The organism is Bacteroides sp. LFL-34 (assembly GCF_027257075.1).
In the GTDB taxonomy this organism is placed as follows: domain Bacteria; phylum Bacteroidota; class Bacteroidia; order Bacteroidales; family Bacteroidaceae; genus Bacteroides; species Bacteroides ovatus.
The window spans coordinates 155800-179399 of sequence record NZ_JAPQKZ010000004.1; the positions used below are offsets into that span (position 1 = coordinate 155800).

16 protein-coding genes are annotated in these 23600 nt (G+C 43.0%); 9 read left to right on the forward strand and 7 right to left on the reverse strand.

Features of this window, described 5'->3' with window-relative positions; all coding sequences use genetic code 11:
- Positions 1-77 precede the first annotated feature (77 nt).
- From N5O98_RS03830 to N5O98_RS03850, 5 genes are all read right to left on the reverse strand, one after another.
- Complete coding sequence (locus tag N5O98_RS03830; RefSeq protein WP_061448473.1) at positions 78-1322, reverse strand: DUF6043 family protein; 1245 nt, start codon at positions 1320-1322, stop codon at positions 78-80.
- A gap of 17 nt (positions 1323-1339) precedes the next feature.
- Complete coding sequence (locus tag N5O98_RS03835) at positions 1340-2830, reverse strand: tyrosine-type recombinase/integrase (RefSeq protein ID WP_170267829.1); 1491 nt, start codon at positions 2828-2830, stop codon at positions 1340-1342.
- A gap of 436 nt (positions 2831-3266) precedes the next feature.
- Positions 3267-4307, reverse strand: a complete 1041-nt coding sequence (locus N5O98_RS03840) for an SIR2 family protein (RefSeq protein ID WP_134978719.1) — start codon at positions 4305-4307, stop codon at positions 3267-3269.
- 539 nt (positions 4308-4846) lie between these two features.
- The gene (locus tag N5O98_RS03845) at positions 4847-5623 is read right to left on the reverse strand and encodes a Cof-type HAD-IIB family hydrolase (RefSeq protein ID WP_004311110.1); all 777 of its coding nucleotides are present in this window, start codon (positions 5621-5623) and stop codon (positions 4847-4849) included.
- Between the two features lie 217 nt (positions 5624-5840).
- A complete protein-coding gene (locus N5O98_RS03850; protein WP_004302598.1) occupies positions 5841-6344 on the reverse strand; it encodes an RNA polymerase sigma factor in 504 nt (167 codons plus the stop codon).
- Between the two features lie 594 nt (positions 6345-6938).
- Here N5O98_RS03850 and N5O98_RS03855 point away from each other — a divergent pair.
- From N5O98_RS03855 to N5O98_RS03885, 7 genes are all read left to right on the forward strand, one after another.
- Positions 6939-8294, forward strand: coding sequence for an SWIM zinc finger family protein (locus N5O98_RS03855; protein ID WP_008775245.1), 1356 nt, complete (start codon positions 6939-6941; stop codon positions 8292-8294).
- Entirely contained in the window at positions 8282-11143 is a 2862-nt protein-coding gene (locus N5O98_RS03860; RefSeq protein ID WP_118161328.1) for a DUF6493 family protein, read from the forward strand. Before N5O98_RS03855 ends, N5O98_RS03860 begins: the two co-directional genes overlap by 13 nt.
- A 13-nt stretch (positions 11144-11156) precedes the next feature.
- Complete coding sequence (locus tag N5O98_RS03865) at positions 11157-14006, forward strand: DUF6493 family protein (RefSeq protein WP_022199458.1); 2850 nt, start codon at positions 11157-11159, stop codon at positions 14004-14006.
- 67 nt (positions 14007-14073) lie between these two features.
- The gene (locus N5O98_RS03870) at positions 14074-14847 is read left to right on the forward strand and encodes a M15 family metallopeptidase (protein ID WP_008646623.1); all 774 of its coding nucleotides are present in this window, start codon (positions 14074-14076) and stop codon (positions 14845-14847) included.
- Positions 14848-14915: 68 nt separating this feature from the next.
- Positions 14916-16106: a THUMP-like domain-containing protein gene (locus N5O98_RS03875; protein WP_008646625.1), complete on the forward strand. Its 1191-nt coding sequence runs from the start codon at positions 14916-14918 to the stop codon at positions 16104-16106.
- Between the two features lie 48 nt (positions 16107-16154).
- Positions 16155-16808, forward strand: a complete 654-nt coding sequence (locus N5O98_RS03880) for a hypothetical protein (protein WP_008775247.1) — start codon at positions 16155-16157, stop codon at positions 16806-16808.
- A 20-nt stretch (positions 16809-16828) separates the two neighbouring features.
- Positions 16829-17293 carry a hypothetical protein gene (locus tag N5O98_RS03885; protein WP_008775248.1) on the forward strand — a complete coding sequence of 155 codons (465 nt, stop codon included), beginning with the start codon at positions 16829-16831 and terminating at the stop codon, positions 17291-17293.
- Positions 17294-17314: 21 nt separating this feature from the next.
- Here the strand turns inward: N5O98_RS03885 and N5O98_RS03890 are convergent, their stop codons facing one another.
- Positions 17315-19165, reverse strand: coding sequence for a mechanosensitive ion channel family protein (locus tag N5O98_RS03890; protein WP_004311103.1), 1851 nt, complete (start codon positions 19163-19165; stop codon positions 17315-17317).
- 127 nt (positions 19166-19292) lie between these two features.
- Here N5O98_RS03890 and N5O98_RS03895 point away from each other — a divergent pair, with 127 nt between their 5' ends.
- Positions 19293-20282, forward strand: coding sequence for a calcium/sodium antiporter (locus N5O98_RS03895; protein ID WP_004311102.1), 990 nt, complete (start codon positions 19293-19295; stop codon positions 20280-20282).
- Between the two features lie 70 nt (positions 20283-20352).
- On the opposite strand, the gene N5O98_RS03900 is transcribed toward N5O98_RS03895, so the two are convergent.
- Positions 20353-21921 carry a DUF4832 domain-containing protein gene (locus tag N5O98_RS03900; RefSeq protein WP_004311101.1) on the reverse strand — a complete coding sequence of 523 codons (1569 nt, stop codon included), beginning with the start codon at positions 21919-21921 and terminating at the stop codon, positions 20353-20355.
- A 221-nt stretch (positions 21922-22142) separates the two neighbouring features.
- Here N5O98_RS03900 and N5O98_RS03905 point away from each other — a divergent pair, with 221 nt between their 5' ends.
- Positions 22143-23396: a DUF2264 domain-containing protein gene (locus tag N5O98_RS03905; protein ID WP_008775250.1), complete on the forward strand. Its 1254-nt coding sequence runs from the start codon at positions 22143-22145 to the stop codon at positions 23394-23396.
- Positions 23397-23600: the final 204 nt, after the last annotated feature.

The following is a 23600-nucleotide window of genomic DNA, read 5'->3' on the forward strand; positions in this document are numbered from 1 at the left end:
GTTTATTTATACCTTAATTTTACCGACCGAATTACAACAGATGTTTGCTGTAAAAAACGGATAGCTGGATTTCCCAACTACCCGTTATTGGCAAAATAGTCCGTCCATCGGTCTATTATCCGTTTTGCTTTGGTGTAACTGCTTCCTCTTTGAGGTGAGTTCAACGTAAGTTCTTTGATTTCCCAGTACCGCTTCTGTGGAATGTCGTGCCCGTAATGTCGTTGAGAGAACTGTTCTATGGCACGGTGGAATGTCATGTATCTTGTGGACGCTTTTATCTTGCCAGACTTTACCAATGATTTCAACAGATAGGCAAGACTTATGTCCTCTGTATTCTCTTCAAGAAACAAAAGGATACCCAGCTTGATACGTTCCTTGTCGCCCAAAAGAATATCATCCAATGATTGTATCACCTTTCTATTGCCTCGCCTGCCTTTTACTTTTCGTAAGGCAAACATCACCTCCTTCCAGATTTCTGGGTTACACTTCTCAACGGTGTTTTCCCAATCCGCTTTGGTTTCTGCGCCCATCTCTATACTTCCATTTACAAGCAGGGTAACGCATGACTTTACAAGAAGTATATCGCCATGGTCAACCTCTTCACTGTTCAACAGACGGTTAAGTAATTTGGCCATACGTGAAAGACCGTGGTCAAATACCACGAAATAATACATACAATAAGCCAAATCCTCTTTCTTTTCCATTACACGGTCATACAGGTTAGCCATGAACCCACCAATGAATACTGCATGAAAGAGGAAAACAATTTGAGAGATATAGGTCAGGAACTGATAAACCATTTTTCTTTCCAGTTTGCTCAACAGATAACATCCTTTGCTGTTTCTCATGAACATATCTAATTGCCCAATCAAGTAGGACCTTAACTCCTGCGGCAGACGATTCCATATTTCAATAGGTGTTTCAGAATGAACCATCAGTAGCCCTGACTTTGGAGAAGTGAGCAGTTCTACCGTACCTGTTTTCACATTGATGCCTATCCACAAACGCATGTTGGTGATACATCTGGCGATGGTCTCGGTATATTGGCCAGCCCATTGTTGGTTTGCAATGTCTGACACATCCTTGCCGTTTACAAAATCAGAGAGCCAGTTATACATCATCAGGGCTTCAGGTGGTACGCAATCCCGCATCATCAGATACATGTCCATCATAACTGATATGTTACCTTTAGCCACAGCATCTATGCGCTTACAAAAGTTGGCATACGCTTCCTCATTGGCCGATTTCCACGCACGAATAGCCATATCAGCAGTATCCTTTCTTTTGGAATAGGATTTTATCCTCTCTATGAAGTTTATCATTGTATTACTGATTAAGGTTATCTGAATAGTTTGAGCAATTCTTCTGTGGACATGCTTGCCAGCTTCGCTAACAGAGCATCCCTTTCAGAAGTGTTATCCAAGTTTAGCAGTTTTGAATTGTTTTGCATCTGTATATCGAGAGGATAATGCTCAATGTAGATTTGAGTAATGGCATGATCAGAAGTTGAATGCCCCATGCTTTCAGAGATATAATCCATATCCACTCCGGCATTATGCAGATTAGTAGCAAACGAGTGTCGGCACCATGTGCCGGACGGACAGATGGACTTATCCCAATTCAATGCCTCATGGCAAATCTTGATGACTCGGTCTTTCACGTTTGAGTTTTCTTGTACCGTGTATTTGCGGCGCAGTTCTTCTGTCTCCGATCCCTTTAATATGTCGGGGAACACCAAGCCATCACGAGTCGGAGGCGCAGCAATCTCATCCAAGATATATTGTAAGGGAGGGATAATAGGAACTATCACCTCGGAACCATCGGGGCATCTTCGGGAAGTCTTTTTGCGATTGAAGCGGAACGCCTTGCCTTCTGTCTGGTAATAATAACTGTTGTAAGTCAGACGTCCGGCATCAGCCATGTTGAAACCATTACACAGGTATTGCGCAAGGAACAGCCCTAATGAATAATGGGCACGTTTCATATAATCTTCCGTCCAATGTTCGGGGTATTGCTTTGAAACGAAAAGGTTATAAAGCTCTGTCATCTGGTTTACGTTCAGGAAACTCTGCTTGCGCTTTGCGCTCTTGGGAATGCTTACCAAGCCTTTCTCTTTCTTGTTAGAAAAGGGATAAGGAACATCTTTGAGGTAGCCCTCATGCACACACCTGTTCCATACGGCACGGCAACAACGCAAATAAATACCGGCCGTAGTGTCGCTGATTTTCCCGACAATCGCACCATTTTCATCTTTTACCCCATTGTGCATACCATCCTTCCACTTCTGAAGTTCTGCCGCACTGATACAAAAGCCTTTTATGGCATTCTCTCCAAGAATCTTTCTGAATGATTTGAGAGAACACTCGTAACTTTCGGCTGTGGTAAAGCGTACTCCGCCATCTTCTGTTCGGAGGTCATGGATGACTTGCTCCCAAATGCCAACAAAAGATTGAGAGACAGTAGCGTTGTCATCTATGGATGTTGCTTCTTCACCGTCTATTATACATCGACGTACCATTTCGTATGTGAGGATGCCTCCCTTGTTCAGATTCATCAAGATTTCCTTGTACTTGGGAATAAACGTGTCCTTCCATTCCTTTTGCAACTTGTAGTTCTCGCTCCTACATTTTACAGCACTACAAATGTCCGAAAACTCTTTTGCAGTATAAGACCCACCAACGGGATAATAAAAAGCTCTACGTTCTAATGTAAAACGCACAGATAAAGGGTACTCACTTGATTTCCTCCTGTTGGTTCGAATATCAAGGGCAAGTGAAACGGTACAACCACGCTCTTTGAAAAGAGATAAGGACTTAGTCAATTTTTCCATTGCATTCATTGTTTATGTTCAACATAACCTCTGAATACAGCCGCTTTGCGATGTGAGGCGTACATACACAAAACGCTGCATATAACCACAGAGTTCCTATCCTTAGAAGGATAAAAACATTGTCGTTATATGCAGCGGTGCAATCTCGTTGTCTCCTGTCGCTGACTGGTAACCGGGCTTCTGCTAATCGATCTCAACCCCTGAAGCAACTCTCGCGTTTCGTTTGTCATAGAGTGCCCTCCGACTAGCACTCCCTCTACGCTTCGATTCATCGGAATGGAATAACCTTCCCACGAAGGTTAGGCAAACTCACTTTTCCTTTCTAGGGAAAGAGCACATTTTGTGTCATGGCTCACCTTATATAATGATGCAAAGGTAATAAATTATTTTCACTATTGTACAATAAGAAGATTAAAAACTATAACTTATTACAATATCATGTACGTAAATTTTCAACCGATGTTCTAATTATAGAAGCAACCTCTGTCCACTCTGTTATCCAGATTAATCTTATACCTAGATGCGCAACCGAAGCTTCATACCATTTTTTCAATTGAGAAGATTCTGGAGATTTTTCAATCCAATAATGAGTGGTACTTTCATTTGCGCCGCCATATTTATTGATAGTATCAACTTTGGCCTTATGCAACCAGGAAAGCCACCTTCTGACATTTGCATCTCGAAATGACAAACCTATAAAAAAAACGGTATTAGTAGATAAGATATTATAAAAACTTATTGCCTGCCAGGAAAAAGCATTATTTGCAAGTTGTAAATACTCATTTTCTAGGAAAACCTGTTTATCAGAAGCATTCATCCATTTTTGCTTACTTCCTGGCAAAGGAACTAATCCATGACAAAAATAAAAAGGTATCCTACCGCGATAATGAGAAGTTGTAGGTTCTGTTATATAATCCAATATTTTGTCATTTTTCTTCAAGCTAATTTGGGCATAAGCATTTATAAGTGTAGGGAAAAGAGTTTCTGCATTAAAAGTAATTATACTATTTAAACCAGCATCTTTCTTATAGGCTTCTATAACTAATTGAGCTAAATCTATTGAGCTTACAGGTGATAGTTGTTTTATAAGTGTAAGAAATCTATTCCAATCCAAATTAGGGGAAGGTACTTGTGTTGATAAACATTTACACAACAAATCTCTATCTCTTTGGTTGACTGATTTTAATAAATCTTTATAAAGTAGTTCTGCTAGTATTTCAGGGAATTTTATATCTTTATTTTCCGATCTTAATTGTTCATAACAGGATTGTATTATGACTTCAGATGAAAAATAGCTATTTATCTCATTTATGATGTTAATAGAATTTGGAGAACTGTGTAAAATAATTCTTTCCGCTAAAGTATTCCATGATGGAAAAATCGGGAATGATATGCCAGCACCAACACATAATGCCCATGTTTTACCCGCAGGAACGAGCTGAGATATTGTTTTTTTATTTAATCCTTCTTTTGCCATATATTTTTGATATAGGTCGATATGTTGTCGCCTAATTATAATAGACAACTAATATAATTTACTTTTAAAATTCAAAGTTATAGATTTTTATTGTATAGTAGGATGTTTCTTGTGATTTTTTGTTACTAGAAAACAGCATTGTCTTGCCTATTTTATGTATTTCTCTACCATTTCTGCGAAAACAATGCGAAAACAAACGGTTCCAGTTAGGGGGATTTAGTGAGTTTTATAGGAAGTGGAGAAAATCGAACTAATTGATACACAATAGAATTTGATAAAATGGACTATCGCTGAATATCACTTTGCCGTTCTCATAATCTGGAGGTCCCTGGTTCAAGCCCAGGCTGGTCCACTGAAAATTCCTGTAAGTGCTTCACTTGCAGGAATTTTTCCTTTTTATAGCCATCCTCCAACTAGAATAAAAGATAACTAATTGTTCCCAAACAGGTAAAAACAACAGCAACGGACAAAGCAGAAATGGCGAAGAATAAGCAATAGGGGAATAACACCTATAATATTAAGCTATAGAGTACCCAATATTAAATAATTCCAAAATGTTTCAGCGCTTTACAAAGCCCGTCATTCTCCACCGTATCAGTAACAAAATTGGCTGAAGCCTTGACTATCTCCGATGCATTTCCCATAGCCACTCCGATTCCGGCAACTTTCAACATAGGAATATCATTACCACCATCGCCGCAAGCCATTATTTCCGTCATTCCGATCCCATAATAATCAGCAAATACCGAAAGGCCGGTTGCTTTACTTATTCCTGCCACATTTACGTCAGCAAATAAAGGATGCCAGCGCGACAAGGAAAGATTAGGCAGAAACGACATCACTTTTTGTTCCATCTCATCATCGATATAAAAACAAAGCTGACAACACTCTTTCTTTTCAAACAGGTTTTCAATGTCTACAACGGTCGGGATAGGGTGTTCCACGATTTTAGCAATCTGTTCGACAGTCGGAGTCAGACGATTAACAAACACACCTTCATCCAATTCAATAGCGACTGCAAAATCAAAGGTCTTTGCTATTTCCATGGCTTTCTTAAAATCATCTTTCGGAATAAGGTGCTTTCTTATCACGGTGCCATCCCGCAAAACACAGTCGGCACCATTCAATGCAATAATTCCGTCATACGGAACATCAGCTATTTCATGAAGGTCGCCTGCCGCTCTACCGGTAGCAATGACTATTCGAATTCCACCGTCATGAATCTTCCTAAGGGCATCAACAGAGGATGGCAACACTTTATGAGTTTCAAAACTTACCAATGTTCCATCCACATCGAGCATGATTGCTTTTATCATAACATTTATATCTTTATTCATTCTTCGACAATTTAGAGAAGCAAATCGACTATCCTTGACTGATAAGTCAGAGCAGTCAATTAAACAGTGACAAAGTTACTGAAAAAATTCCCATAACAAATACAAACCTCCAACACATAAAATAAAAAAGGCAAAAGGAAACGAGATCCTTTTGCCCTATACCTATTGATACCAACTGAAAATTGATAGTAAACGTTTAGCGGAAGTCCTTTAATTCTTCCTGCAATTTCTGACGGGTAAAGAATATGCGGCTCTTTACAGTACCTAACGGAAGATTCAGCTTTTCTGCAATCTCACGGTACTTGAATCCTGAAACATGCATAGCAAACGGAACTCTGTATTCTTTCGGCAGAGCATTGACTACGCGATGCATTTCTTTTAAATCGTAAGCTCTTTCCGTACTTTCAAAACCTGAATCTTGTGGCAGGTTAAGGTGATAGAGGTTTTCAGTCTGATCGACAAATGTCTGATCGCGCACTATTTTGCGGTAATTATTAATAAAGATGTTCCGCATTATAGTATACATCCATCCTTTGAAATTTGTGTCGGGGGTATATTTATCTTCGTTATCCAATGCTTTTAATGAGGTTTCCTGTAACAAATCGTTTGCTTCTTCACGATCGGTTGTCAGTTTATATGCAAAACGGAGTAATTCATCCTGTACTCCTATCAGATCTTTCCTGAAGCTTAAACTTTTCATATACGTTATTTTTAAATTGTGAGTATTCGTTATCATCATTTCGATGTTGCAAGTTTACGCGTTTTCAACAAATGTGGCAGGTGAAGAACAAACATTGTTTAGGGGAAAATCTATCAGTTGATAGAATTTAGGTCATTTCTGATAGTATTCAGGTGGTTTTGAGACTGTCCTTATAGCGAAAATCCCATTTTGAAGTCACACCTGACTCAAAATGGGATAACACAAACAAAACAAACAATATTAGCGATTTTCACAAACAGCTGTCTTTTTCATCTTTAAAAATTCATAAGACTTAATTTAGAATCTGTTACTAAAACATTCTAATTATGGGAACAAAAGTATTATTTTCCGGCAAAAAGGAACGTAGAAATTAAGAATAGTTATAAATAATAGTTGTTTTATGTATAAAAAATTGTGCCTGACTATAAAGAATTGTATTTAATATTTGCTGCCAAAAGAGGCATAAATGCTTCATTTGACGATATTTTATAATATCAGTATTCCAAAGCGATGTAAATTCTCCTACTTCTTTTTTTCACTAAGAATTAATTTCTATATTTGGAGAATATACAACCAAATTCAGATTTACTATCTATGACTGATACCATCTCTTACCAATATGCAGCTCCTTCCGCACTGCAACGGTCAGCCGATCAGGACGAACTGTTTCTTGCCAAATACAGCGAAATAGAAAAGAAAGAAGCACCCTGTTTCTTTTGGGGAAAGTTGACACAACCCTACATGACAGCACGCTGCCTCATCGCATTATCCAATGTTGTGCAGTCCAGTTTTAATCTGACACCGTCACAGCTTTCCATGCTGAAAGATCCGATTGTAACCGCAGGAAATGACCGCCTGCGTTTTGAAGGATTCTCTAATTGTGCAGGTGTATATGCCAGAGTCGACGTGCTTCCTGACGGACACGACGGAGAATTTCTGGAAAACGGGACAACAAACGTAGATTTTAATCCCGGAATGATTTCTGCCTTAGGAGGAATAGGCAGACAGGAGAATATGGTAATGTCGGTCGGTTCCAAAGAGGTGGGACTTTATCATAAAGGTGAGAAAGTGATAGAACGAAAAGTACCTCTTCCCGTGAAATGGATAAAAGGGCTGACTACAGTACAGATTTATCAATCCGTTGCGGAACAGCTCTACTCCTTCAATCGCATACAAACCTTGCAACTCTTCCAGACTCTTCCGAAAAGTAGTGTGAAATGCGACTATTATTTAGTGATGCGCGGTCAAAAACCCGCCTTTTCACCGGTGAAAAGCATGAATGCCGTCTGCATTGGAGGACTTCATCGCTTACGTCTACTCGAGCCCTTGCTTCCATTTGCCGATGAGCTGAAAGTCTTTGCGCATCCCACCATGCAATCTACCATTTGGCAACTTTATTTCGGTCCGGTACGCTTCAGCCTTTCTCTTTCCCGCGAATGTTGGAGAGGATTTTCCGGAGAAGGCGCCGCACTGGAATCTCTGCTCGAAGATGTCCCCGAAAGATGGATAGAAGCAATGGATAAATACAGTTATGCCAACCAACAGTTCAACCCCACTCTTTTTGCCATAGAGGAACATATTGACCTGGAGAAGGTAGATTCCCTCGCGGCACGGCTGGCAGCCATGGGGTTATTAGGATTCGATTTGGATGAAAACAGCTTCTTCTACCGTCGCCTGCCTTTCAAAACCGAACGTATTTTAAGTCTCAATCCTCGAATGATAGCTGCAGAAAAACTACTGGAAGAAGAAAAAGTAGAAATCATATCGAATGACGAGAAACGGACAGAAGCACGCGTGGCAGGAAGCGGAGGTGTCAGACATACGGTCATTCTCGACAGAGAAAGTGAGAAGGAGCGTTGCACTTGCACCTGGTTCAGCAGCAATCAAGGAGAACGGGGAGCTTGCAAACATATTCTGGCAGTAAAGAAACTAGTACAATGGAAGAACTAAAAAAAGAACTCGAGAAATTATCCAAGGCTTATGTGGATACTCCGGAGAATGAAGAGAAGATATTAATCCCTTTTGTCAAGAGATTACTGGAGTTACCAATGAAAGAAAGGCGGAAGCTGCTGCCGGTTATCCGGGATTTACAATGGATAAAAAGTAAGTTTGCCGGTTTCAGTAGTGAGACAACCTGCAGTGCGGCACGGGCACATTTTCTATCCGCTGTTCAGTTTGTCTGCGCCAACAAACGAGAGATGGATATGGCATATCATGTAAAGTTTGATATGCTTTGCAAACTACTCCCACTTTACTGCCCCACCTGGCTGATGGATTTTATCAATGATGACAAAACTTGGTTTAATTTCAATCTCAATTACGAACAGCTGATGCAGCTCATGGATATGGGATACCTCAAAGAAATTGCTCCAAGCCGCATTGCACATGTACTCCCCTGGATTACCCGCATCAGAAATAAGGAACCTAAAGGAAACGATACTTTCAACAGTGAGTTATTACTCAAGCGTGACATCACCCTGAAAGAACATATCTGGACGATTTTCGAATACGAATCGTCCATCGGCTATCAAGATAATTGCGCCAAAGAGGCTTATAAAAAAGGAGTTACCGCACGGGATGAAAGTATCAGTGCCGCTCTCTACCGCTTTTCGCTGGACGGCCATCTGGATAGAGAACGCCTATTAAAAGCCACACTCGCCACCTTCCACCGGAGTTTCAAAAAAGATATGGCAGGATGGTTTGCCGGATTCTTCGAAACTCTGCAACCAACTACCGGAGAACTGTTATCCTTGCAAGAAGAGATGATGCAAATATTCACCTCTTCCTATACCAAACCGGTGAACGTGATGTTGCAACAGTTGAAAAATATTGCATCCGAAGAAGGATTCCGTTATCAGGAATTCATCGAACGTGCAACCACCCTTTTCTTCTCCAGCCCCAAAAACTCGCTGCTTACCATTTACGCCCTCTTTGAAAAGATCGTCGCACAACATCCCGAGATGAAAGAGCCCTGCTGCATCACTCTCTGCCAACTCTTCTTGAAGAAAGACGAAAGCCTTCAAAAGAAAGCCGCTAATTTTATATCAAAATATGGAGACGTCTCTTCATCCAATCTCCAGGAAACACTGCAATCTTATCAACCGGAGATGTTTCAAAGCGTGCATGCGATACTCTCTTCTTTCAAACCGCAGCCTACAGAAGAACCCCATGAGCCCGATGCAAGTGTGGGAGAAACGGTACACATCTGCAGGGAAGACAACCCTATTCCCTTCCCCGCCAACAAAGAAGATTTCCTGTTCCAGCTTAGTCGTTTGTTCGACATGGAGGAAAGTTGGGAGATAGAAACAACCATCGCCGCCATCATTGCTTTCCATCCCCAATTGGACAAAGAAGATCTCAACCGGATGGAACCTGTTTTCCAGCGGGCTGCCACTATCGTTGCCAATAGCTGGGAGCCATACGAAGATCTTCTCGCTACCTTCCTACTGGAATATCAACGCTTATGGGCACAGAAAGATACCTCCAACACAGGATTTTTGAGAAATATGTTCACCCGACTGGAAGAAAGGCTGAAAGGAATAGATGAAAACAGAGGAGCTTATGACGAGCGCTCTTTCAAACGACTTGCCGACTGGAAACCCGGCTACAGCAACGCAACCTGTTTCACGCCCATCAAACATTTATGGCTAAATGTGATCCGTAAAATAAAAGGAGGCAATGCCTTCCCCCTACTTTCTACTCCCACCCATACCCCGGCATACGTACAGGCTACCGAACTGGTACGCCGGCTTGCCGTATATCAGAAAGCAGAAACGAAACCCTGTCCATGGGATTTCCAGCTAGCTATTGCCCGATGTGCTATGGAAGACAAAGAAGAAGCCATCGCCACCGCCCGGCAACTGTTGCAAGATGAATACCTGCATCTCTCTCTGTTCCTGTTGGATGAAAACACGCTACCCGAACCGCCCTACAATCATCCAACCGCCTGGATGGCCGCCGGACTGGTAAAAGCACCGGAGACGGAATTCGAAGCATTCAAATCTTTCGCCTGTAACACATTACCACACAACTATCTGACAGGAGACTACGAGTGGAAAGAGGTGAAACCCAAAGAGAAATCATACGAAACTGACAGGCGTCTGCTCCAACTCGAGTTCTACAAATGGCATACATATACTGAATACAACAGCCGCCAGTTATGGCAGGAACATCTGATTATCAACAGTAAATATAACATGGATGATTCCCGTTACATGGAACCTCTGCTATGCTGTTTCCCCAACCGCCCGGAACCATTGATAGCCCAGATTATCACTTGCTACATGACTTTCGGCACTCCGCAGGAAGACAGCAAACGCACCCTCGCCTGTGCCTTGCGCATGCTGTTGTCTTTCCACTGCCCGCTCAAAGAGATGAGTTTGCTCCTACTAAGTGGTTCGCTGCTTTTTGTAGACAAAACAGTCCGTTCCTATGCAGCCGAATTATGGGTAGAAGGAGTATCCACAGGAAGAATAAACAATCACCGGATAGGAGAAATCCTGGCCCGCCTCATCCAGATGGAACTTGCTCCGCTAAAACGCTTCACCACCCAAGTGTACGAAAGCATGTACAAACGAAGTACTTTCCACAACCAGCAACTGGAAGCACTGCTCACAGAATTTATAGGCGGATTGCCCGACAAACCCGTTACCGGACTCAAACAACTGCTCGAACTTTATCTGGAGCTATTGACCATCAACCACAGCAAGGTTGCAGACGAACAACTCCTGCAACGCCTGCAAGAATGGGGCACAAACAGCAACCTGAAAAAAGTGACGACTTCACTCAACAACCTATAACAAATTCATGATTATGACCATAGAAGAACGCCTCAACGAGATAGTAGAAAAAGGACAAGGCGATGCCATCATCCCTTTTCTGCAAGGATTAACGCAGGAAGAACGAAAAACACTTGTTCCCTGCCTTAACAAATTGGAAGAGCACTACAATAAGTTCGTACAACTTAACGAGAACACATACGGTACACGCGGAACTCCCGAACAGCATCGTATCATCAATCTTACCGCCCTCGTCATCTATTCGCTAAAAGAATTCCGCAAACACGAATGGGGAATCTATACGGAACAGCTGAACGAATTGATTCCGTGGTGTATTCCTTCCTGGCTCGACAGTTTCTTCAAAGAGGGTGAAAGCAGGGAATTTGGCGGTTTCTATGGAATGAATTACGAAACTCTGATGGATTGGATAGAACAGGGAGTACTCACCCTAACACCCTCTCCGCAAACCATCGCCGGTTATCTGGTGAACTACATGAACAATACCGATTTCCTGCAAAAGCGGGCAATCACACTCAAAGAACATATCTGGTATCTGTTCCAATACGATTGCGGACAAAACTGGACGGATAATCGTACAGGCGGACAGCCTTATTTCTCTTTCAGATACTTCGTAGAACACGGTCAACTAGATCGTATGCGTGTATTAAAAGAATCTCTGCTTGCCGTCAACCGGAATCTGAACAAAAACCTAAGCAGTTGGTTTGCAGGCATGTTTACAGCACTTAACCCCAGCACAGAAGAACAACTGACACTACAACCGGAAATATTTGCCGTTCTGTCCGCCCCTCACAGCCGTCCGGTAAATATCATACTCGGACTGCTGAAGAACTTATGCACTCACCCACAATTCCAGGCTGAAGAGTTTCTAAGTCAGACTTCCGTGCTTTTTGCTTCGGACGTGAAAGCGATTCACCAAAACACACTGGCAGTACTCCATAAGCTGGCAAAAGAAAGAAAAGAACATCGCGACACTATCTGTTGTGCAGCCGCACAAGGACTGATGAGCCGGGAAGAATCCACCCAAAGTAAGATAGTCAAACTGATTCAGACGTATGGAGAGACGGCATCTACCACATTAAAAGAGATACTTTCCATATATACGGAAACCATGTTGGCTAATACTAAAAAGGAGCTGAAAGCGTATTTGGAGAATAACGAGCCGGAAGATTCCGCCTCTTTCACGTATGAGCCAATACTCCCTATCATCCGTGAAGACAACCGGATACAGGAAATCACTTCCACTGAAGACCTGATATTTCTAGCCAGCCAAGTGCTCGACGTGAACGAGATCTATCACTTCGACCTGTTACTCGGAGCCTTAGTGGAATGGGACCGGCAACAGGAAGTAAAACAAATCTCTCAATGGACCCCTATTCTCCAACGTGCCTACAAATTGCTGATGAGCGGAGGAAGTTCCCGAAACGGTATATTAGACCAGTTAATGGCCACCTTCCTCCTTGACTATGCCAAACTGCTGATTAAACGTTTCCCGGAAGAAGCCCAAGAGCTAAGCGACTTACATCAGAAAATGGTACAAAAAGACGAACTTCAAAAAGGCAAATGGGGGTATCGTAATCTGCAAAAACTCACCATTCGTGAAAAAACGAACAAAAAAATAAAGTTCCCCGTTCATAAGCAACTGTTATGCCGGACATTAGACCTTCTGGAAAGCAAAGAGAAACCTTTGCCCCTATTGTCCACTCCCACTCACACACCGATGTTTATCGCTCCGGCAACCCTGATAGAAAGGTTAAAACAATATCAACAAGCAAATGTCGAACCGGACGATATGGATATGCAAACATCACTATCACGAGTGGCACTGGGAAGTTCGTCGCAAGAGCTTCCTCTGCTCCTCCAAAGTTTGAAAGGAGAATACCGACACCTACTCACTTTTTTGCTGGGAGAAAAAGATGTACTCCCCCAACCACCTTTCAATCATCCTTCCTGGTGGATGATGGCAGGATTAATGAAATCACCGGAAACAATCTATTCTGAATTTAAAGACTTCTCTTACAATAAAAGTCCACGTGAATTTCTGACTGGAAACTTTAAATGGAGAACCTATCAGTATACTGACTCGTACACGGATTATAACAAGAAAACAGTAGAATGGCTTTGTTCAAATCTTACTTTCGATATTCCGGAAAGCGAGAACTCTCATATCATCAATAAAGACAAATATAATGAAAGAGTCAGTTACTATTCATACGATCCGCATCCGTTACTGGTTGAAATGTACCCACAGATAGAACGTTTTGACGACATACAGAACGACTTACCACGTTTGGCATGGTTAACTCCCAATATACCGGAGCCACTATTGGTATGGTGCATCCGCAGTGCCATATACGCCCCGACGTTAAATGAGGTAAGGGAAGCAGGTATCACCCAAGCTGCTATTGAAGCGCTTCATCAGTTAAGGCATACATGGCACGAAGTGTCTTATCTGCTGGAAGCCACTTGCATGCTGGTATCCGATAAAACTTCCCGTTCCTATGCTGCCGAAATCTGGATAGAGCGTGTAGGTCAAGGCTGCATAAACAGTGGACGCATAGGCAGCATCTTAAGCTCGCATCAACATACCGGCTGGGGACCGCTGAAAAGACTCACTGACCTGATACAGCAACAAATGATAAACGTCAGTCCGCTGCATAACCGGGAATTGGAGAAACTAATCGTGGCAATGTTGGCCGGACTTCCAGAAAAGCCTGTCAAAGACTTAAAGAAATTACTGGAAATATATGCGGAGCTGTTATCCATCAACCATAGCAAAGCCGAAGACAAACACGTTTTGCACCTGCTTGACGCATGGAAAGGAGTGCCCAATCTGAAGAAAGCAGTGGCTAATATCCAACGGTAAGAGAGGTAGCTTATTGGAGCTAAAACCAAAAAGAAGTATCTTTGGCACACTAAAAACAAAAGGTTGAATGATTATTCTAAAATATAGTTTAGCTATTTTCTGTTTACTGCTGACAGGATGCTCCTTCTTTTCCAGTCATAAGGAAAAGGAGAGCACTCCCCTCATGGAATACGAACAAACGACGGAGGATATACAACCACGCGAAGAATGTTCCACCGTTTCACCACCGGAGCGAAGCGAAATGGCTCTCTACATGGACTCATTAGGACTCGTCAATATAGCTGACCTGGATAGCAGTCTCGTTGTAAAACTGATGTATACACAGGCTGATAATTTCACAGGCGAAGTGCTTTACGACAACTTAACGGAAGCCTACCTACATCCGGATGCGGCATACGCTCTGATAGAAGCACAAAAAGCCTTAAAGAAACTACACCCGTCTTATAGTCTTATCATTTACGATGCGGCGCGTCCAATGTCGGTACAGAAAAAGATGTGGAACGTAGTGAAAGGAACGTCCAAATATAAATATGTCTCCAACCCCAACCGTGGAGGCGGGTTACACAACTACGGACTGGCAGTAGACATCAGTATCCAAGACTCTCTGGGACAGCCCCTACCGATGGGAACCAAAGTAGACCACTTAGGCATGGAAGCACACATCACAGACGAGATCGGATTGGTACATAATGGAAAAATGAGTGAAACAGAGCGTCAGAACCGGTTACTGCTACGAAAAGTGATGAAAGAGGCCGGATTCCGTGCATTACCCAGCGAATGGTGGCATTTCAATTTTTGCAGCCGGGACGTAGCCAAACAGAAGTATAAGTTAATACCATAACCGACACTCAACAACCCCATAATCAGAGCTCGACGATTCATTGTAATATCCTATAACACAATAACACCATGATGCAAATCTCTCCTGAAACCCAACTTTTTATTCGCGAACATTCATCGGACGATGTACGTGTGCTGGCTTTACAAGCTAAAAAGTACCCGGATATAGATATGCCAACTGCCATCACCCAAATTGCAGGAAGGAAGGTAGCAGCCGAAAAGATTCCCTCATGGTGGGAGATCGAAAAGATATGGTATCCGAAACATCTGTCGCTGGAACAATGCTCTTCAGAAATCACCGCCCGCTACAAAGCACGTCTTTTGCAGGGAGATTCTCTGACCGACCTCACCGGCGGATTCGGCATTGACTGTTCTTTTCTTGCCACCGGATTCAAGTCCGCCACTTACGTAGAACGTCAGGAGGAACTCTGCGAAATAGCAGCACATAACTTTCCCGTACTGAATCTAAACCATATAAACATAAAAAACGAAGATGGAGTAACCTACCTGCAAGCAATGTCCCCCGTAGACTGCCTTTTCCTCGACCCCGCGCGTCGCAATGAGCACGGCGGAAAAACGGTTGCCATCTCCGACTGCGAACCAAACGTAGCCGAACTGGAAGAGCTTTTACTTCAAAAAGCCAACCGGGTAATGATAAAACTCTCCCCCATGCTCGATCTTTCATTGGCACTGAAGGAGTTGAAACAGACACAGGAAGTTCACATTCTGTCTGTCAACAACGAATGTAAGGAACTACTTATCCTACTCGGACAAACATCACCGACAGAAATCTCCATTCATTGCGTGAACCTCTCCACGAAAGGGACTCAAGAAGAACAACACTTTGTATTCACCCGCGAACAGGAGCAATGCAGTGAATGTACATATACGGATTCTTTAGAAACCTATCTTTACGAACCGAATGCCTCCCTTCTGAAAGCCGGTGCTTTCCGTAGCATTGCAGCAGCTTACCCTGTCCGCAAACTGCATCCCAATAGCCATCTTTATACTTCCGATACTTTCATTGAAAACTTCCCCGGAAGAATATTCCGTATTGTCAACCAGTGCAGTTTCAATAAAAAAGAAGTAAAGGAGAATCTGGCAGACCTGAAAAAAGCAAATGTAACTGTCCGTAACTTCCCCGCCACAGTAGCCGAACTCCGCAAACGAATCCATTTGGCTGAAGGAGGAGATACCTACTTATTTGCCAGTACATTAAATAATGGGCAAAAAGTTCTGATTCGCTGTGAGAAAGTCTGAACTATTTTCTATTTTTGCAAAAAAGAAACACAATCTAAACTAATCCAGATGAATCAAACACTCATAAAAGCCATTCTATTACTAATCGCATTCACCTTGTCCTGTCACACTCCACTTTTCTCACAGAGAGATTTTGAGCGACACGAGTTCTCTTTTCACGCGGGCTACGGTGTTATGTTCCATCACCCTCCTACACTCACGTTAAGTACCCATAGTTACCAACGTACACTCGCACAAGGCGTAAGCTGGGATGGACAATATAATTTCCGCCCTCTCAAACGTTTTGTCTTTGGAGGAATCTACTCCGGATTTTCTTCCAAAGGAAGTCATCCGGAAGGGAAGGACCATTTATGGGTTCATTTCATTGGTACTCAAATCGGAATGTGTAATGCCAACACCAAACATTGGCAAATCCGCGTAACAACTGGTCCCGGTGGAGTCATTCTACGGAACAACAGTGAGGTGTTCGGCAAAACACGGAAAGTGAAAGCCTTCACTATTGGTCTCCTGACCAATGCCAATCTTACCTATAAACTGAATCCCAATCTGGGAGTCAGTCTAGGAGTACAATATATGTATAGCGAACTGCTTAGAATGAGAACCCACTATCACGGAGAAAGGGTTATTGTAAAACTCGATGGCAATGATGATACCAACCTCACACGAATAAATTTCACTACGGGATTATCCTATTACTTCTAACATTCACTAAAAAAAGCACTATGAAGAAATATATACTCATTCTTTTTTCCATCATCAGCTTTTGGAGCTGTACGGAAGATGAATCGATTGACATCACAGTTTTACCTTCTGCCACCACTACAGGTGCCAACACCTTTGGCTGTCTGATGGACGGATGGATTTATGTGGGAGGACGATACCTGAATTGGGGGCACTCGTATGTCTGGACGTATGATTCATTCCACTACTATCCGGAGGAGGACAAACTATCCGTCAATGTTTCCGTCAAACCTGACATCAACATACACTTCATCATTTTATCTCCCCAGGAAGGCAAAGAAGCAACTCTCACCGATATACGGTTCAGAGGAGAAGAACTGGAAGACGGAACAGCTTTTATAAGCCATTTCGACCCAGAATTGAATATTATCAGTGCAACCTTCGGCAACGGCAAACGTCTGACTAACGGACGTTTTGATATCCATTATACAACACAACAGCAATAATAACGGCGGTGACAGTAATAACTATTCAGATTTACTTTCTTCTCCCGCCTTATTGGAAGGATTGTTACTTTTCTGATATTCTTTGGGAGTGGTTGTCTCATTTCCATCCCGTACAGCCATATAGTGCGGCGACATAATTTCAATGCCGGCTTCATTAAATTTATCCTGAATATTCTGATGCAAATCCGAATAAATCTGTGCCATTTTATCTGCCTGTTTGATATAAGCATTAATTTGATAGACCGGATACCAGTCGCTCAAAGAAGTCTCTAACACAAACGGACGCGGATCATCCACCACTCCGGGAGTATTCAACGCAGCATCAATCAGTATCTGATTAACTTGTCGCCAGGGAATATCATAACCGATAGATACTTCCGAGTGAATAATCAGTCCATATTCACGTGCCGAAGTACTGTAGTTTACCGTATGAGACGACATGATAAATGAATTGGGAACAGTCACAACCTCATTTTTAGGAGTCCGAATACGTGTCACTAGAGGAGTCTTTTCAATGATATCTCCGGTGGTATCATTCAATTTGATCCGGTCACCCATCTTAAACGGACGCATATAAGTGATAACCAATCCAGCGATGATATTACCAATAACCGTACTTGATCCGAGCGAAACAATCAATCCGACAAATACCGAAATACCTTGGAACACTCCGGAATCGGAACCTGGGAGATAAGGATAAATCATCGCAATCATAAATGCATAGAGCAGGAAACGAGCGATATGGAAAGTCGGCATCGCCCAGTCCGGGTAGAAGCCGTTGATTTTGAGCCGTCCTGCTTCCACCTCACGTGCCAGATACAAGACGAGACGTACCAAGTATTTCACGGCATACCAGATAACGATGATAGTAAACAATTTGGGCACATAGTCGATAATACCCACAAAGATACCGCGAATCGGATTCCATATATATCCTAACAGTTGGTATGCCAGTCCTTCCGTCTGGGGGAAGATGATGAAAATCAACGGTACGGTAAACAGTAGTTGCAATCCCATCAATATATACCGCCCGATACTGGACAGGAATACCAACAGGTTCGCCTGTTTCTGCGCATCCAGCAATTCATACCCCTGGATGGATACCGGTTTTATCTTTGTATCTTTCAGGCGCAGGATACGCGCTTTCAGTTTACGGAACAACCAGTTGGTCAAGCGGAACAGGAAATACTGTCCTACAATTACCAACACAAAATAGAGCACACGCTTTGCCATTCGCCAAAGTCCGTGCTCCGCTTTCATCTCATGCAGTTTGGCGACAACGTTCTGCTGTCTTTCTTTAGCCAGCGAATCACGAGAGACTCCTTCCCACAAGGCGTCCTGATCGGTAAGAGAAAGCAGTACTTTGCTGCCGTACATCAAATCGGAAACAATGTCCGAATGGTCAATAGCAACAGAATCGGGTTTCAGATTAAAACGTCTTCCTATTTCTTCGATCGCTGCACCGGTCATCTGTGCACGTTGCTGGGGAGTATATCCGCCACGTTTGGTGAAAAGGTAAAATAAGGTATCACCGTCCGCCACTACCGGCATGCCCTTAGTGAACTGCCGCAGGGAGTCGATACGCTGTCGCTGCTGTGCATATTTTACGGAGTCGGCGGTAGCCATCTGGAGCTTCATCTGCTCCATTTCCATCCGCATATTCGCCTCGTTGAGCCGGGCTTCTTCCAATGATTTCCGCATATTCACCAGATGGATAGAATCCGAATCCCGCTTCAAAGGAACATGTCCGCCCGTTATTGTATCTCCGGCAAATATCTTCTTAACCGCCTGTTCCAACTGTGCTTGCGCTCCGATTGCCAGGAAAGAAAAGAACAACACCAGTAACGACCGTTTTATTTTATTTATTTCCATACCTTATATTCCTTGATTATAATTAAGGTTAATCTAACATTTCATTAAAAACAGAGCAAACATACGGATTGTTTTTGACATTACCATTTCCAAATTGATTATCTTTGCCACTAAAAGAGAAAAAAGCATGAATATATTATTACTTATCGGGGGATTAATCCTCATTCTTCTAGGAGCTAACGGATTAACAGACGGTGCCGCCTCGGTAGCCAAGCGTTTTCGCATCCCTCCCATCGTGATCGGACTTACCATTGTTGCATTCGGCACTTCTGCCCCGGAACTGACGGTCAGTATATCTTCTGCCCTCAAAGGAAGCGCGGATATTGCCATAGGTAATGTGGTGGGAAGTAACATTTTCAATACGTTGATGATTGTGGGCTGCACGGCCTTATTCGCCCCGATTGTCATCACCCGCAATACACTTAGAAAAGAGATACCGCTCTGCATACTTTCTTCTATTGTCTTGCTGATTTGTGCCAATGATGTATTTCTGGATAAAGCTCCGGAGAATATCCTGAACAGAGTAGACGGCTTATTATTACTTTGTTTCTTTGTCATCTTCATGGGTTACACCTTTGCCATCGCCTCCAAGCCGGGCACAACGGAACAGGCGGGACAGATAGCACCTCCGACCATAGAAGAGGAGACAGAAATCAAATCACTCCCCTGGTGGAAATCCATTCTTTATATCATCGGAGGCTTGGCTGCCCTTATTTTTGGAGGTCAGTTGTTTGTTGACGGCGCTACGGGCATCGCCCGCAACCTGGGTGTCAGCGAATCGATTATCGGACTGACACTGGTTGCAGGAGGTACTTCTCTTCCTGAACTGGCTACGTCTATCGTTGCCGCATTAAAGAAGAATCCGGAAATTGCCATTGGAAATGTGATCGGTAGTAACCTCTTCAATATATTCTTTGTACTGGGATGTAGTGCCAGCATCACCCCTCTCCATCTTAGCGGAATTACCAACTTCGACCTGCTTACGCTAGTAGGTTCCGGTATCCTGCTCTGGTTATTCGGGCTGTTCTTTGCCAAAAGGACTATCACAAGAATCGAAGGAGGGATTATGATACTTTGTTATGTGGCGTACACGGTGGTATTGATTTATAACACTTGAGAATAGCAAAAGGCTTCTGACACTACTATCAGAAGCCTTTTTATTCATACAGGTAAATTAAAATTAATCGTTATTTCACCTCAACTGTTGTCAATACATTAACGCCATATTTTCCGTCTTCAGACACCCACCAGGTGGTATTACCATTCGCACAGCGCAGGGCGTAACGAGGATTATATTTCAACCGTTCCGAACCGTCGGGTATCCACAGACCCAGTCTGTATTCTCCGGCGGGCATTGAGCCTTGTAATTGAAGAGACTGATTTACAGAATGTACCAATGGCGTATATGCCGCGTCTCCCGGTTGGAACGGTTGCCAATCCAACGGGTTGGCTTTCGTCAGGAACTCGGTGACTTTCCCTTTGTCGTCAATCAACACAAAGTAGACAGGATGCTCCCCAAAGACAGTGGCAAAACCTCTGTTTACCAAGCCTAATTTCAGTCGGTTTTCCTTACCAGACTGTAACTTTTCCGGTAGTTGAAGCGACTGCAATTCAATCCGATAGCCAAGATGGTCGCGTATATAATCGAACATATTACGTTGTACCTTCGTTCCGTCCTGCTTCTGAAAATAGCTGTCGGATACAGGCATATGATGCTGACGAAGTGAATCTTCCGTTATCATTGTTTTCTTCCACACAATCATGGAGTATTCGGGAGGATTGTTCTCATCAAACCTGTTATTAGGATGCTGCTCTTTATAATTATGTATAATACTCAATGAAGTATAATGCTGGAGAAACAGGCGTCTCGCCGTTTGCATACCATCGATAATCCATCCTGCTGAAGGACTGTCCGGATCGGCACCTACACTCCAAAATCCCCAGGGAAGTTCACCGTCTACCACCAAATAAGGCGATTCTTTCACAATCTGGTCGAATTTGACAGTTCCTTCGTGCATATCAGCATCCCACCTGTCAGGCCGTATGACAATAAAGTCATCGTGGAACGAGAGTCTTTTATACAGTTCCGGTTTATCTTTCAACAGGTTCTTAAATTCCGGTAGTCTCACTTGTACATTTCTCTCTACGGGAACCACCGAAAGCAATTTTTCCAACACGGCTGCTTTTGTTTCTTCCGAGTTCTCCAAACCCTGAATAGAACTATGCCATTCTCCCCATGCACCGATCATGCCGGCTTGCACTACCAAAATCAGGTCTTTATTTTTCTCCAGGAAAGGTTTCAACTGGTCCAAATGTTCCAAAATCTGCTCTCCGGTAGGACCGACGGCGGCTCTCCCCATAAAGTCCCGCTCATAAGCAAAACGCAACACCGCTTTCTTACCCAACTTCTGTAGTTCATCAAAATAGGTTTGCATAGTTTGGAAGTTTTCCTCCGATAGTTTTTCACCTATTAAATAGGTAAGATAGAAATAGCTTTGAGCGAGTGACACACTGTCTGCTACATACTTTTCCGATAGTTCCAACAATTCCGTTGTCGGACGATCTTTCTCGTGCAACACATCCACCGCCGTCTCCAACCGGAATCCTCTTCCGGGATTATAGAGTCCATTTTCACCATGCAGATCATCCACACAAATTCCGCGAAACTCAAGAGTCCGTTGAGAATCACCACAGCCGCTTACCAGCAGGGCCAATAAAGCAGTCATCACACTGCCATACATCCAATTCTTCTTCATAGTAATATTTTGTTTGCAGGCAAATATATAACAAATCAAAACACGAACACAGATCACAACCCATTTCGCACAGGAAAGTATCAGTTTGGGATAAAAAAAGCAAAAGTATTAGTTAATGCTAAGATTGTATTTGTCTCGCAAGTTGAATAACCCTACCTTTGTCACAGCAGTCAGTAACAGTTAACTGACCATTAAAATAATCCTTAAACAGTAAATAATACATGAATAGATTAAATTGGTTCTTCTTACTAATAGTTACCGTTCTGTTGATTCCGGCAGAAAAGGCCACCGCAAAAAAGAAAACAGAAAAGTGTGACAGAGAAATATGGTGCGAAGTGATGTACCGGATGGCTGCTCCCGTATTAAGTAATATGAGCGAAGGAGCACTAAAACAAAATATGCTTGTCGAATTAAGCCCGACATGGGACGGCCGCAACAAAGATGTCACTTATATGGAATGTTTCGGACGACTGATGGCGGGACTGGCTCCCTGGTTGTCACTGCCGGATGATAACACCACAGAAGGCCCCCACCGTAAACAGCTCCGCGAATGGGCACTGAAAAGCTATGCCAATGCCGTAGACCCGAAAAGTCCGGACTATCTGTTATGGCGCCAGGAGGGTCAGACACTGGTAGACGCAGCCTATATCGCCGAAAGTTTTCTACGAGGCTATGATGCTTTATGGACACCGTTGGATAGCCTCACTAAACAACGTTACATCAATGAATTCACTCAACTCAGACGAGTTGATCCGTCATACAGCAACTGGTTATTGTTCAGTGCAACTGTTGAATCGTTTCTTCGAAAAGCAGGCGCACCCAGCGACACCTACCGTATAAGTTCTTCCTTACGGAAGATAGAAGAATGGTACGTAGGTGACGGCTGGTATTCGGACGGCCCCAACTTCGCATTCGATTATTACAATAGTTTCGTGATACATCCTATGTATATAGAATCACTGGAAATAATCACCGAAGCCGGCAAACACAAAAATATATGGAATATGCCCGGCTGCGATTATCAGAAAGCAATCACACGGGCACAACGATTCGGCATGATTCTCGAGCGGCTTATTTCTCCGGAAGGAACACTACCCGTTGTCGGACGTTCCATCACTTACCGCACCGGTTCCCTGCAAACTTTAGCCTTACTCGCCTGGCGAAAATGGCTTCCCAAAGAATTAACAAACGGACAAGTACGTGCCGGCATGACTGCTGTTATCGAGCGTATGTTTGGCAACGACCGCAACTTCAATGAAAAAGGTTTTCTAACACTGGGCTTCAACGGTTCACAACCCGGCATCTCCGATTATTACACCAATAACGGCAGCTTATATATGGCGTCACTTGCCTTCCTGCCGTTAGGTCTTCCCGCAGATGATCCGTTCTGGACAGATGCCGCACAGCCTTGGACTTCGAAAAAAGCATGGGATGGAGATGATTTTCCAAGAGATCATTCTTATCACGAGAAATAAGTGATAATCAGCATCATATAATAGTTTCCAGTTGTACTGGAAACTATTATCCATTCACACTGAAAAAACAAATAAAAAGCAATTTGTATAAAAGTATTGGTATATGCTAATATTATATTTGTCTCCTTTTCACAATAGCCCTACCTTTGCTTATCGTCAATGATGACGGCTCATTAAACAACGAATAAAACATTAACCATTTAA